General features: G+C 31.9%; 11 protein-coding genes and 3 tRNA genes. All 14 read left to right on the top strand.

What is annotated here, in order from left to right; all coding sequences use genetic code 4:
- The first annotated feature begins 262 nt into the window (after positions 1 to 262).
- The 14 genes from EXC42_RS02785 to EXC42_RS02720 all read left to right on the top strand — a co-directional run bounded on the left by EXC42_RS02785 (position 263) and on the right by EXC42_RS02720 (position 13,511).
- Positions 263 to 1,948, top strand: coding sequence for an APC family permease (locus EXC42_RS02785; protein ID WP_129648960.1), 1,686 nt, complete (start codon positions 263 to 265; stop codon positions 1,946 to 1,948).
- A gap of 161 nt (positions 1,949 to 2,109) precedes the next feature.
- Positions 2,110 to 3,006: a nucleotidyltransferase gene (locus tag EXC42_RS02780; RefSeq protein WP_012498457.1), complete on the top strand. Its 897-nt coding sequence runs from the start codon at positions 2,110 to 2,112 to the stop codon at positions 3,004 to 3,006.
- A gap of 84 nt (positions 3,007 to 3,090) precedes the next feature.
- Positions 3,091 to 4,098 carry a type I glyceraldehyde-3-phosphate dehydrogenase gene (gap, locus tag EXC42_RS02775; RefSeq protein ID WP_202943186.1) on the top strand — a complete coding sequence of 336 codons (1,008 nt, stop codon included), beginning with the start codon at positions 3,091 to 3,093 and terminating at the stop codon, positions 4,096 to 4,098.
- A gap of 57 nt (positions 4,099 to 4,155) precedes the next feature.
- Positions 4,156 to 4,677 (top strand): methylated-DNA--[protein]-cysteine S-methyltransferase, encoded by a 522-nt coding sequence (locus EXC42_RS02770; RefSeq protein WP_012498455.1) that lies wholly within the window; start codon positions 4,156 to 4,158, stop codon positions 4,675 to 4,677.
- Between the two features lie 377 nt (positions 4,678 to 5,054).
- Positions 5,055 to 5,130 (top strand) — tRNA-Arg (locus tag EXC42_RS02765).
- A gap of 104 nt (positions 5,131 to 5,234) precedes the next feature.
- Positions 5,235 to 5,308, top strand: a tRNA-Gly gene (locus tag EXC42_RS02760).
- A gap of 1 nt (position 5,309) precedes the next feature.
- Positions 5,310 to 5,383 (top strand) — tRNA-Gly (locus EXC42_RS02755).
- A gap of 195 nt (positions 5,384 to 5,578) precedes the next feature.
- Positions 5,579 to 7,819 carry a lipoprotein 17-related variable surface protein gene (locus tag EXC42_RS02750; RefSeq protein WP_129648957.1) on the top strand — a complete coding sequence of 747 codons (2,241 nt, stop codon included), beginning with the start codon at positions 5,579 to 5,581 and terminating at the stop codon, positions 7,817 to 7,819.
- Between the two features lie 158 nt (positions 7,820 to 7,977).
- Positions 7,978 to 8,496: a hypothetical protein gene (locus EXC42_RS06435; protein ID WP_129648954.1), complete on the top strand. Its 519-nt coding sequence runs from the start codon at positions 7,978 to 7,980 to the stop codon at positions 8,494 to 8,496.
- 45 nt (positions 8,497 to 8,541) lie between these two features.
- Complete coding sequence (gene glyA, locus EXC42_RS02740; protein ID WP_012498453.1) at positions 8,542 to 9,801, top strand: serine hydroxymethyltransferase; 1,260 nt, start codon at positions 8,542 to 8,544, stop codon at positions 9,799 to 9,801.
- Positions 9,802 to 9,816: 15 nt separating this feature from the next.
- Positions 9,817 to 10,110 (top strand): hypothetical protein, encoded by a 294-nt coding sequence (locus EXC42_RS02735; protein ID WP_012498452.1) that lies wholly within the window; start codon positions 9,817 to 9,819, stop codon positions 10,108 to 10,110.
- A 2-nt stretch (positions 10,111 to 10,112) separates the two neighbouring features.
- Positions 10,113 to 11,753, top strand: coding sequence for a DAK2 domain-containing protein (locus EXC42_RS02730; RefSeq protein WP_012498451.1), 1,641 nt, complete (start codon positions 10,113 to 10,115; stop codon positions 11,751 to 11,753).
- 18 nt (positions 11,754 to 11,771) lie between these two features.
- Positions 11,772 to 12,773 carry a phosphate acyltransferase PlsX gene (gene plsX / locus EXC42_RS02725; protein ID WP_012498450.1) on the top strand — a complete coding sequence of 334 codons (1,002 nt, stop codon included), beginning with the start codon at positions 11,772 to 11,774 and terminating at the stop codon, positions 12,771 to 12,773.
- Between the two features lie 6 nt (positions 12,774 to 12,779).
- Positions 12,780 to 13,511: a ribonuclease III family protein gene (locus EXC42_RS02720; RefSeq protein ID WP_041914110.1), complete on the top strand. Its 732-nt coding sequence runs from the start codon at positions 12,780 to 12,782 to the stop codon at positions 13,509 to 13,511.
- Positions 13,512 to 13,551 lie beyond the last annotated feature (40 nt).

The raw sequence follows: 13,551 nt of genomic DNA, 5'->3' as shown, positions 1-13,551 counted from the left end.
CGAGTGTATAAAGGTCTTTAAAAACAAAATAATTCTAAATTCTTACTCAAAAAATAAGATTAAACTCCATTTTGACGTGGTGTTCATCGCGTTTTTTAACTTTATAAAGGTTTCTTTTCGCATTCATTAAAACTTTATCCCGTATAATTTAAATTGGTACATTGAATACATTGGGGAGCATTCGTATTTTATGTAGTCAATTATGCAATGTATCGCTGTTTTTATTTTTAAATATATTTAAATCTAAAAGAAAGGAAATCATATGAACGACGAACAAATGGTCGTTACTTCCGACAATAAGAAAAAGATTAGTTTCTTTTCTGCAATCCTTATTGTTATCGGTGGTTCAATCGGTGCCGGTATCTTTCTAAGATCAAAGAGTGTTCTTTCGAATTCAGCCGGAAACATTGTTTGAGCTATTGCTGTTTGATTAATTGCTGGATTTGCAATTATCGCAATGGCACTTGCACTAGTTGAAGTTGCATCAGGCCGCAACGACAACTTAGGTATGATTGGATGAGCCAAAGCCTTTAATAAATTGTTCATTTATAAGGGCGTTAAGTTCTTCATGACTTATCTATACTTACCATTTACCTACTTCTTTATGCCATACTACGTAATCATCCAATTCCAAGATGGTTTAAGTGGATTAGGCGTAGATAGTAAAATTTGACAATTTGGTAACACCTCAGCTACTCCTTGAATTTTCTTTGCGATTGGACTTGCTATTACTGTTTGAATGATGTTCACAGCAGGAATTAGCTCACGTGCAGGAAACATTCAAAACTGAGTTGTTACTGCAGTTAAATTTATTCCATTAGTTGCAATCGTAATCATCGGATTTGCATTTGCTGCTAAAAATGGTGTAACCTACAAAGCTGTTACAAAAGCTGACTTATTCAGCAAAGATGCAACAACATTATTTGGACTTTCTCCATTCTTTGCCGTATTTGGATCACTAGGTGGAATCTTCTTTGCATTTGACGGATTCTACGTTACTGCTGGTGTTCAATCAGAAATGGAAAAACCAGAAAAAACCCCTGCTGCCCTAACTATTGGGTTATCTTCAATCACTTTAATTTACATCATCATTGCCCTAGCTATGACTTTAGGTGCTAAAAAGGGTGATTTCTATGACTACGGTAGTTTATTAAAAACTGCAGGCCACAGTTGAGCATTTGGTGTAGTTAATATTTGCATCGCAATCGGTATCATTGGTATTCTAAATGGATTCACAATGTGAGCAACCAGATTCGTAGAAGACTTGATTAAAGAAGGAGAAATTTCTGTTCCTGTTAGTGCTTACAAATACATGTTAAACGCTAAAAGACCATGAGTAGGAATGATCTTCTGTTTAGTTTTATCAGTTCCATACATGATTATCTTAACTGCAATTGGTACCTACGCATACATCGGTGGCGGTTACTACGATGATGGTGAAATTTATGGTAAAGGCACTGATAAGCTATTAACATTCGCTGACTTAATGGCTGACTGAATGGCTGTATTTGCCTTTGCATTTATCGCTTTAGCTATCGTTGGTGCAATTCAAAATAGAAAGAAAAACTTTATTGCTGTAACCAAAAACAAACATACTATTTGAGCTGGATATACTTCAGTTATCATAGTGTTAATAACCTTGACATTTATGATTCTAGACAAGTTTGTTGGTATGGGTCTTTCTATAAATCAATACCTAGCAAATACAGATGCAAGTAAAACTGAAGGTCTTAAATCTAGCGTAATTGGTAATACTACTGCTTCAGTTCTATTCTTACTATACATTGCTGTTTCATTTGCTTTCATTCCACTTGAAAGAAAAATGGCAGAACGTAAAGAAATTAAATTAAATGAAACAATCGCATCAGGACAAGGCGACATGGAAAAACTAAGACTTGCAAAAGAAATGAACGATGCAATTCTAAGAACTTACCGTGAAGCACGTTAATAGTAAATAAGTTATATTTCTTTTAACACAAATCCCTTACTTAGGTAGGGGATTTTCTTTTTTATTAAATTTAAATTCAAAAATTAAGTTGCGCAAGAAGAAACAACATAATTTTTTATAAAATAAAAAGTATCATTTTTTGATAAAGGAGTTGTTGGGTGTTGAAAATCGGATTAATAGCGGAATTTAACCCATTTCACAATGGACATAAATATTTGATTGATGCAATAAAAAGTAAATATCCTAATTCTTATTTAATTGTAGCCCTATCTTCGGATTATGTGCAACGCGGTGAATTGGCTGTGGCATCGTTTGAAGACAGAAAAAAGATTGCACTTGAAAACGGGGTTGATGAAGTAATAGAATTAGATTTTTTAACATCCACTCAAGCGGCGCATATTTTTGCTAAAGGTTCAATTGATCTTTTGTTAAAAAACGGTATTCAAAAGCTGGCATTTGGCGTTTCTGATACTGACGATATTAACTTTTATCTTCATTGTGCTAAAAAAATTAAAGAAAACTTAGTGCAATACAACACGGAGCTAAAGTCTTTTTTAAAAAAAGGTTATTCTTTCGTGTTTAGTTCTTTTGAAGCACTGAAAATAATATTAGCTTCTGAAGTGGTTCCCGCTGATATTTTGGGATTTGAGTATGTTAAATACATTGTTGATAATAATCTTGATCTTGAACCAATTTGCATTAAAAGAACCGTGTCACATGGTTCTTTAACATTAAGTAAACAATACGCTTCTGCTACGTATTTACGTGAGTTGCTCCGCGAAGGAAAAGATATATCACAATACTCACCTATGAAAGTTAGCTTCCCAATTATGAAAATTGAAGATAGGTATAGTGAATTTCAAGAAATTGTGAAAAATAATGATGAAAACTGATTAAAAAATATTGTTTTGATGTCAGAGGGGATGGAAAATCTTTTTAAAAAGAATATTGATGCTTCTAATTACGATGAATTTGTTGATAGATGCACTTCGCGCCGTTATACAAAAAGTAGAATTAAAAGAGTGATCCTGTACGTACTCTTAAAAATTCAGAAATAGCAGTTGAAACGGATTATAAAAGTTGTTGTTTTATTCTATAATTTTTGCAGTTAATTTTTATTTTAATTACGAAAGGAAATAAATATTATGGCGAAAGCAAAAATTGCTATTAATGGATTTGGCCGTATTGGCCGTTTAGTATTTCGTGGAATTTATAATGACAAAGAACTACAAGTTGTTGCAATTAATGATTTAACAGATGCCAAAACTTTAGCACATTTACTAAAATACGACACAGCACACGGAAAAATGAATGCAGAAATCTCACACACCGAAAATTCAATCATTGTTGACGGTGTGGAATATCCTGTTTATGCTGAAAAAGATCCTGCAATGCTACCTTGAAAAAAACTTGGTGTTGATATTGTAGTTGAAGGAACTGGTCGTTTCGTTACCGTTGAAGGTTCACAAAAACACATTGAAGCAGGAGCTAAAAAAGTTTTAATTACCGCTCCTTCAAAAACTGATAGCGTTAAAACAATAGTTTATTCAGTAAATGAAAATACTTTAAATAAAGACGATGTTATTGTTTCAGCAGCATCATGTACAACTAACTCTTTAGCACCAGTTATGAATGTCTTAGAAAATGAATTTGGTGTAGTTAAAGGATATATGACTACCGTTCACTCATACACAGCTGACCAAAGATTGCAAGACGCTCCTCATGCTGATTTAAGAAGAGCAAGAGCGGCTGCTTCTAACATTATCCCAACTTCAACTGGGGCAGCCAAATCAATTGGTAAGGTTATTCCTAATTTGAAAGGAAAAATGAATGGTATTGCACTAAGAGTTCCAACAATTACTGGATCATTAGTTGACTTAACTGTGGAACTTAAAAAAGATACTAGTGTTGAAGAAATTAACCAAGCTATGAAAAAAGCTGCTTCAGAATCATTTATTTATAGTGACGAACCACTTGTATCAAGTGATGTTATAGCTTCAACAGCGGGATCAATTTTCGATAGTCAACTAACAGCCGCGTTAGAAGTGGATGGTAAAAAACTTTACAAAATTTATTCATGATATGACAATGAAAGTTCATTCGTTCACCAATATATTAGAACACTAAAACACTTAGCAAAATTACTATAGTTAAAATTTAGAAAATAATAACGCGAACAAGTTGTTCGCGTTTTATAATTATCCATTATGTTTAAAAGTTTGTACAATAGTCCTCTTGGAATCTTAACTTTAATTAGTGATGGTGAATATCTTATTGAAGTTAATTATGAAAATAGTGATAATAAAATCTTTAAAGAAAATAAGCTTCAAATCAAAGACGATCTTGAGATATTTTTACAAACTAAAAAATGGCTAGATATTTATTTTTCTGGTGGTAATCCTAGCGAAATGCCACAAATAAAACTGATTGGTAGTGATTTTCAAAAAGAAGTTTGAGAACAATTACTCCAAATTCCTTACGGATATGTAACAACTTACAAAGAAATAGCTAACGAAATAGCTAATAAAAGAAAAATAAAAAAAATGTCAGCACAAGCGGTTGGAACTGCCGTTGGCAAAAATCCACTTTCGATCATTGTGCCCTGCCATAGAGTTGTTAACGTAGATTTTAAAGTTGGAAACTATACTGGCGGAGTTGACAAAAAATATTACTTGTTAGAAAAGGTTGAAAAGTTTTGTATTAAAAACAATTGTTTAAAGATAAAATAAAAGGAGATAGAATTAACTATCTCCGGCTCACCGTTATCGCGCCTGAGCGATAAAACGTGAGTTGTCACTTATTTTAATGACACCATCATTCTACCATGTTTTTTCACCAGTTTTTACAAAATAATTAAGAAATATTAAAAATAAACAAAAAATATATCTAAAAAAGGAAATTTTATTTTTTGCGAAAGAATAGGCTCCTAATTGAACGCTCAATTAGAGCTAATAATAACTACTTCTTTTTGAATATATTGCATACTTTTTGGCTTAGTTTTTGTTAAAAACAAAATATAAAAAAACAAAAATCTACTTTTGTTTAGGGATAAAAGTGTATAATGATATGGCATTAATTGATTAAATTATGCTAAAATAATTTGTGTGGTCGTGTAGCTCAGAGGATAGAGTACGTGCCTTCTAAGCATGTGGTCGCAGGTTCGATTCCTGCCACGATCGCCATTTTTTATTATCTAAAATGATAAATTTAGTAAATTGAGGAATAAAATTTTTTTCAAAATTTAACATTTATAGTATAATGATTTACTGCCAAAGATATAGCACTTGCGAGTGTAGTTTAATGGTAGAACATCAGCCTTCCAAGCTGAATACGAGGGTCCGATTCCCTTCACTTGCACCATGCGGATGTAGTTCAATGGTAGAACATTAGGTTGCCAATCTAAATACGAGGGTCCGATTCCCTTCATCCGCACCATTTATAAGTTTTTATACCGATTTCATTTATTTTGATAAAGCGCACTGTTGTGCTCTTTTTTATTTTAAAAATATATATAATTGGAATATGTATTTTAAAGATTCATTAAAATTCATAACAGCAAGAGAACAAATTTAAAAAAGGGCATTTTTGTTGTCCTTTTTTTCATTTTAAATATATAAATAGGAGAAGAAAATGAAAAAATTTAAAAAGAATCTTAGTTTGTTAACAGTTAGTATTTTAGGAACTACTTTATTTGCAACCTCAGTCGTAGCTGCAGCTTGCGATGACACTAAGAAAAAACCAGAAGAACCAAAGAAAGAGGATTCAAAACAAAAACCTGACCAAAAACAAGAACAAGGTCAAGAAATAACAGAATTAAATAATTGACTAAAATCAATGTCATTAAAAATCGTTGATGGCAAAATAGATGCCTTTTACAAAGCAATAGAAGCTAAAAAAGATTTTTACTACAGCTACAGTAGTAAAAAGTTAATTGCAGTCGAAAAAGGCAAAAGACCAAACTGAAGAGAAGAAAACGAAGAACTACTTTCTCTAGAAGGCGAATTTGCTTCAAATAAACACCAAATTGTCAATGACGAAAAGCCTACCTACACCGACAGCAAAGGAATGGTAAAATTATCTTCATTAATTCGTTATGAAGTAAAAGATGGCAAAATAATTTTTTACTTTAAAGGAGCTATCCACGACCATAAGGGCGCACATAAAATTTCTACTGAAGTTCATAAAATGGAGTTTCCCAGGCAAAGCTTAGCATCTAATTTTGAAGAGTATGTTAAAAACTTACAATTCAGTTATCCAAACCTTGAAGAAACATTGTTAGACGATGTTGATATAGACAAAGTCCATCCTTCAGAAGATTTAAAAGAAGGCTATGAATTTGCTAAAAAAACAATAGTAAAAGAACCAGAAACCAACACTCTATCTATTTTGTATTCAATTAGAAAAAAAGATATTGATTACAAATCAAAGAACTATGTTTTTAACCTAAAGGGTTGAAAGAAAAGTTCGGAGATGTTAAAGAAAATTGAAGAAGCCAAAAATAAAATAAACGAGGAAATTAATAAACTTGATATTAAAATCCTTAACGAAAAAGCTTATCAAAACATTAAAGAAACCAACAGTCATTTAAACTTTGAGGGTAAAAGTAATTTTGCTACCGGAAGTTACGATGTAAACTTGTTTAAATTAGAATATGTTTCGGTTAAATTTAACGAAACTAGCAAAAAAATTGAAGTAGATGTTAAACTAAGCATAATTTTGGATGATTCTATTAGCGTTTCTAAAAAGCTTATCATTGAAGGAAATTACGCTAATGGCAATATTAATCCTCACAATCTAACAGAAGAAGATCAAAAGAAATATTTGAGTGATGAACTTGAAAAAATGACAGTTCATCCATATTATTCAAAAGACAAAACTTATATTGAAAGACTTAACGACAATGAATTAAGTGATCGTTCGTTTTGAATAAACAATAAAAATAAATCTTTGACATACACTTTTGGAAAAGTTGAAAAAACCTTAGAGGGCAAATATAATGTTGAAGTTACAACTAGCTTTTTTGATTGAAACGAAAGCCCACGCGAAACTAAAAAAGTTCTAATTGATCTTGAAAAATTAGGCATTGACATCCATAACAAAATACGTGAACAAAATAATCAAGCTCCACTAGAAGATAAAAAAGCTCCAAGTGGAACAGTTGAAGAAAATATTGATCCCGATTTAAATACTGAAGGTTTTAAAGAAACTCCAAGTGATGATCATAATGGCGGAGCCTCATCAATAATCCATTTAAGAAATTTTATCGAAGATATTAAAAAACAAAAATTAATGCTTTGAGACAATGAAATGCTTACCCAAATTAAAGAGAAGAAATACACATTGCCATTTGCTCAATTCTTTAGTTATGACAAAGAAAAATTAGAACTAAAATCTAAGGTACAATTTTTCTCAAAATCATTAAAAATGGTTGATGGCCAAACCGCTTTTATCATAAGTGGCCCAAAAGAAGCTGATGGAAAGTTGACTATTAAACTAACATTAATGACACTCCAAGATTTTAAAGCTAAAAACTTCAACTCTGAAAATATGATTTCTAGACGCGTTGAAATTGATCAAACAACTTTTGCTAAAGACTACATAACCAAAAAGTTCTTGTTAGAAAGATATATTCGCTCATTAAGACTATTATTTGATTGCGTAGGTAAAGAAGATATGAAACCAAGCGAAGTTGAGGATAGTAACATGGTGATATTAGAATCGCATTTACCTAGCGGTATAAAATTAATTGAAAAAAGTACTCATGATATGAAAGACAAAAAAGGAACTTTAACAATTAAGTGCAAATTTTCATATAATGGAGTAGAAACGGGCGATATGTTCTACACCATCAAAGGCTTTAAAAAACAATAGACTGATAGCAATTTTAAAAGATGCCAAACAAGCGGCATCTTTTTCAATTATGAAGAATTTATAAAAAATAGTAAAACTAAATGCCGGCTTTACTATTTATTTTGGACCATTATGGTAATATTTAATAATATTAATAATTACTAAAATACGGAAAAAGCATGGCAAATTACAAGAAATACAAAAATAGAAAAATTAATTTAGAGAAAATTGAACAAGATTCAGTTAAGCAAAAAGAACCGCTAAAAACTTCTTGAAAAATCGCACTAACCTCTTTATTTTTAATTGCAATTCCTTCATTTTTACTGTTTTTACTATTAGGAAAAGATGGATGAATTTTTTCACAAACTAAGAGTTTACATCGTTGAGCAGTTGAATTTCCTATTGCTTTAGCATTTTCTATTTTCCAAATTGGTATAGTTTCATTGTTAATTTGAAAGTTCAAAGTTCTTCCCGTTGGCGCTTTTGCCTTTTTAATGCCACTTTCTTTGGCAATGAATTCATTTTTGGTTTCATCTGGTGTTACTAATTGGATTTTGCGTGTTCTTCCTGCCGTGGGATTAGGTTTTGTTGCCATCCCAATTATTGCTATTAATAAAAAAATTAGAGAAAATCTTGCAAAGAAAAAACAGAAGATTATCTCTGAAGAAGAAAAACAAACCAAATCATTACTTGACTAAACTAATTCATATTAGTTTGGTTTTATTTTATTGAGGAAATTGCCTATGAATAAAAAAGTTACTTTACATGACCAAGACATCGCCGATCTTATTAATAAAGAAAGTCATCGTCAAGAAGAACATATTGAATTAATTGCTTCAGAAAATTATGTTTCTGAAGATGTTATGAAAGCGGCCGGAAGTTCACTTACTAACAAATACGGTGAAGGCTATCCGGGCAAAAGATATTATGGTGGCTGTGAATTTGTTGATGAGATTGAAAAAATCGCCCAAGAACGTGCTTGCAAGCTTTTTAATGCTAAATATGCAAACGTGCAACCTTATTCTGGTAGCGTAGCAAACGCCGCTATTTATATGGCGCTTTTAAATCCTGGCGATAGTGTTCTAGGTCTTTCGCTGGATTCGGGCGGACATTTGACCCATGGTTATCGCATTTCGTTTAGCGGTATTTTTTATAAATCATACACATACACTGTCAATCAAGACGGTGTTTTAGATTATGATGAAATCTTAAAAATTGCCCAAGAAGTGAAACCTAAAATGATCATTTGCGGGTACTCTGCTTACTCTCAAATTGTTGATTTTGCTAAGTTTAGAGAAATCGCCGACGCCGTTGGAGCCTATTTATTTGCTGACATCGCTCATATTTCTGGGCTAGTTATTGCTAATTTGCACCCTTCGCCAATGGGTTATGCTGATGTTGTTGCAACAACGACTCATAAAACCTTAAGGGGCACTCGTGGAGCAATTATTTTGACTAATAATGAAGAGATTGCAAAGAAAATTGATCGTGCGGTGTTTCCAGGCAATCAAGGTGGTCCGCTGTTTCATCAAATTGCTGCTAAAGCAGTTTCATTTTATGAAGCATTGCAACCTGAATTTATTGAATATCAAAGACAAATCATTTTAAACTGTAAAGTATTTTGTCAAACTTTTATAAATAAAGGCGTTAGAGTAATATCGGGAATGACCAAAAACCACTTATTTACTATTGATGTAAAAACAAGTTACAATTTGACTGGTAAGCAAGCTGAACAAATATTAAGCAAAATGAATATTACAGTTAATAAAAATACTATTCCTTTTGACACCGAAAGCCCAATGGTTTCGAGTGGTATTCGCTTAGGAGTAGCAGCGATGACATCGCGTGATTTTAAAGAAGACGAGTTTATTATTTTAGCTAATTTAATTGATAAAGCCTTGCGCGAACCCAACAATGAAACCTTGCATCAAGTTATTAAAAAAGAAATTGCAAAGTTATCGCACTCGTTTCCAATCAAAAGAAACTATTTAGACAAAAAATAGAGGGGTGAATAAAAAATGGATTTACAGAATATCAAAAAAATTATTATCTCCACTATTTTAACTATTTCAGGAATTGCTGGTTTTGCCTCGGTTGATGGCAAAAATAAGAATTTAGATGAGAATAATATCATTATTGAACATTCGAATAAAAGTGAAGACATTGTTATTGTCAAGATTGGATTAATTATCCTATCTAACATTAACGCCAAAAACATTGTAGACGAAATATATCAAGTTATTGTCTACAACTTAGAAAAAAACAATTTGAAGTTAGAAACCTTAGATATCACAATTAAAGGAACTAGATAGACATGAATAAAATTAATGGAATGCATTGAAAAAATGCCTTGATTAGTGCCGCTAACAATATTAAAAACAAAAAAGACGCGATTAATGCTCTTAATGTTTTTCCTGTTCCTGACGGTGATACTGGATCTAATATGGCTTCAACAATTATTGCAGCTCGTGATGCGATTTTAAATTTAAATGAAAAAAATCTAGAGGCTGTTGGTAAAGTTGTTTCACAAAGCATGCTAATGAACGCTAGAGGAAACTCGGGGGTAATTTTAAGTCAAATTTTTAAAGGCTTTGCTAATGCCTTTAAAAATAAAACTGAAATCTCAGTATTTGATATGGTTAACGCTTTTGAAGAAGCTTCCAAAGCTGCCTATCGAGCTGTTTTAAAACCAGTTGAAGGAACGATACTAACTGTAATTAGAGAAATTGCTGAAGGACTAAAAGAAACCGTGGTTGTTGAATCAACCTTCGAAGATATTTTCAATTTAGCTTTGGAATATGCGAGAAAAAGTTGCGATAATACTCCCAATTTATTGGCAATTTTAAAAGAAGTCGGCGTTACTGACTCTGGTGGTGAGGGGCTATATGCCATTATTGAAGGAATGAGTTTATTTTTTCAAAATAAAGCTGTTATTGAGACAAAAACTAGCAGCGAAAGCATTGGTACTTTTATTTCCGATTCAGAGGTTTTCAATGGCGAATTTGGATATTGCACTGAATTCATTTTAGAACTTAAAAATTATCGTAAGTTTGATAAAGAATCGCTTGTTAAAAGATTAGAAAAAATTGGCAATTCCATGGTTGTTGTCCAAGATGAAGAAATTCTTAAAGTTCATATTCACGCTAAAAAACCAGGCGATGTTTTAAATGCTGTTAATAGCTTGGGTCAGTTTTTAAAAATTAAAATTGATAATATGACCGTGCAAGCTAGTTCTAGCAAAGAAGTGGCTTCAAAATTAGCTTCACCAGATGCAACTACTCCTAAAAAGACATATTCAAAGAAATGTGCCTTAATTTCATGTAATGTTGGCCAAGGAATTATTGAACTTGTTAAACAAAATGGCGTTTCTTACGTAATTGAAGGTGGTCAAACCAATAATCCTTCAACCCAAGATATTGTTAAAGCTGCCGATGCTGTAGATAGCAAGACTGTCTTTATTTTAACAAACAACTCTAATATTATTCTTTCGGCTCAACAAGCATCAACTATTGTTACTGATAAAAAAATTATTACAATTCCAACAAAAAGCCAAGCGCAATGTCTAAGCGTTGCGATGAATTTTAATGAAGATGCTTCTGAAGAAGAAAATTTAGAAACAATGAAAGAAGCGATGAAAAATGTGAAATATGGCGAAATCGCGCCATCTGTGAAAAATACTAAATTAAATGGCATTAAAATTAAAGAAGGTGATTTCATGGTGATGGCTAATAACGAAATCACTGCAACTGCTAAAACTTCTATGGACGCAGCAATCAATTTACTTCACACTCTAGTTGATGAAGATTCGCAAATTGTTACTATTTTTTATGGACAGGATGTTTCAGAATCAGATTCAAAAATTTTGCAAAATTATATTGAAGTTAATTTTGATGTTGAAATTGAAATTTATTCAGGCGGACAAAGCATTTATCCATATTTTATAGCAGTTGAATAAATAAAGAAAGGTGAATAAATGGATAAGAAAATTATTTTTGACTTACTTAATAGTGATGGTGGTGAAACTTTAGCAATTTTAGCCGCTAAAAAGTTCGCTCACGAAAATCCTAACTATAAATTGCTATTAGTAGGCAATCAAGAGAGCATTAATAATATTTTTAAAAATAACTTACCTGAAAATATTGAAATTGTTCATTCACCTAAATTACTCCACAAGACTGATAATCCTAGAGAAATTTTGCGCGAAGAAAGTTCAATGCTAAGCGCATTCAATTTATTAAAAGAAGATAAGGGGTCGGCGATATTAAGTAGTGGTGATAGTGGTTCTTTTTTAACGCTATCAGCTCTTAAAGTTAATAGAATTAGCGGTGTATTGCGCCCATCATTTATGCCAATTATGCCTTCTACTAACGGCGGGCATTTTCTTTTAACTGATGTTGGAGCCAATGTTGATGTAAAGCCGGAGTATTTAGTTGAGTGAGCGAAAATTGCCGTTGAATACCACAAATTGTTTTTTAAAACTGAAGGCAAACAAAAACTCGCAATTTTAAATATTGGAACAGAAGATTACAAGGGGCCTGAAGTAAGTCGAGAAGCTAATAAAATGCTTATGGAAAGCAAAAATTCTTTTGATTATATAGGTTTTATTGAACCGCGAGATATCATTGACGGTAAAGCTGACATTGTTATATCAGACGGTTATGCTGGTAATATCTTTTTAAAAACAATGGAAAGTTCGTTTTTGGCTTTTGGCAAGATGCTTAAAAGTGCTATTCATAAAAATATAATTACTAAAATAGGTGGACTACTACTAAAAAAACCACTTAAAGCAATAAAAAACAAATTTGACTATCACACAGTCGGTGGCGCTTTCATTATTGGTCCTAATAAAGTTGTTGTCAAAGCACATGGTAGTAGCGACGAACTTGCTTTTTATAGTGCACTAAAGCAAATTAAACGTGCTTTGGATGAAAATATTATTGAAAAAGTTGAAAGAGCAATCAAGGGAGACGAATAAAATAATATGACAGCAAAAAAAATAGTACGACTTCCGATTGACAGTGAGTTTTATAATAAAGTCGTTGCTATGTTAGAAAGAAACGGACTTGATATTAAAAAAATTAGACGTCCTGAGTTCGTTTTTAAATCGCTAACCCATAAATCTTTTGATCAAAGTGACCATTTTAAATTCAATTATGAATATTTAGAGTTTTTAGGTGATGCAGTCTTGGAATTTTATACAAGCGATCGCATTTTTCAAAATTTTCCTAAATACACTGAAGGCGAAGCAACAAGACATCGTCAAATGATAGTATCAAATGAAAATCTTGCAAAAATTGCACACAAAATTGGCTTAGTCGAAATTGCGAGGTTCGGCAAAAAAGTTTTTGAGGAAATCAAAAATATTCCTAATTCAAAAGTTTTTTCAGATATGTTTGAATCATTTATTGGTGCTCTTTATTTTGGACTAGGAATAGGCCCTACTTTTCAGTATTTAGACTCAGTTCTTTTAGACTCAGTTCTTAATGTAATAGATAGTAAAGACCCTAAATCTTATTTTCAAGAAATTATTCAAGCCAACGGCAATTTATCAAGATTGCGTTATGTGACAGTAGCGCAAAATAATGGCGAATTTAAATCAGAACTTCTTGTTGATCAAAAAGTTTTTGGCGTTGGCTATGGTCATTCAAAAAAACAAGCCGAAAAGGCTGCGGCAATTTCTGCTCTTAAAAAAATGGAAACTTCAAATTTTTAAGTAACATTTAATAAATAAGTGAGGTTATTTTATGGCAAAA

This window comes from Metamycoplasma arthritidis (assembly GCF_900660715.1).
Lineage (GTDB): Bacteria > Bacillota_I > Bacilli_A > Mycoplasmatales > Metamycoplasmataceae > Metamycoplasma > Metamycoplasma arthritidis.
The sequence above is the reverse complement of the archived record's forward strand: the minus strand, read 5'-3'. Positions and strand labels throughout refer to the sequence as shown.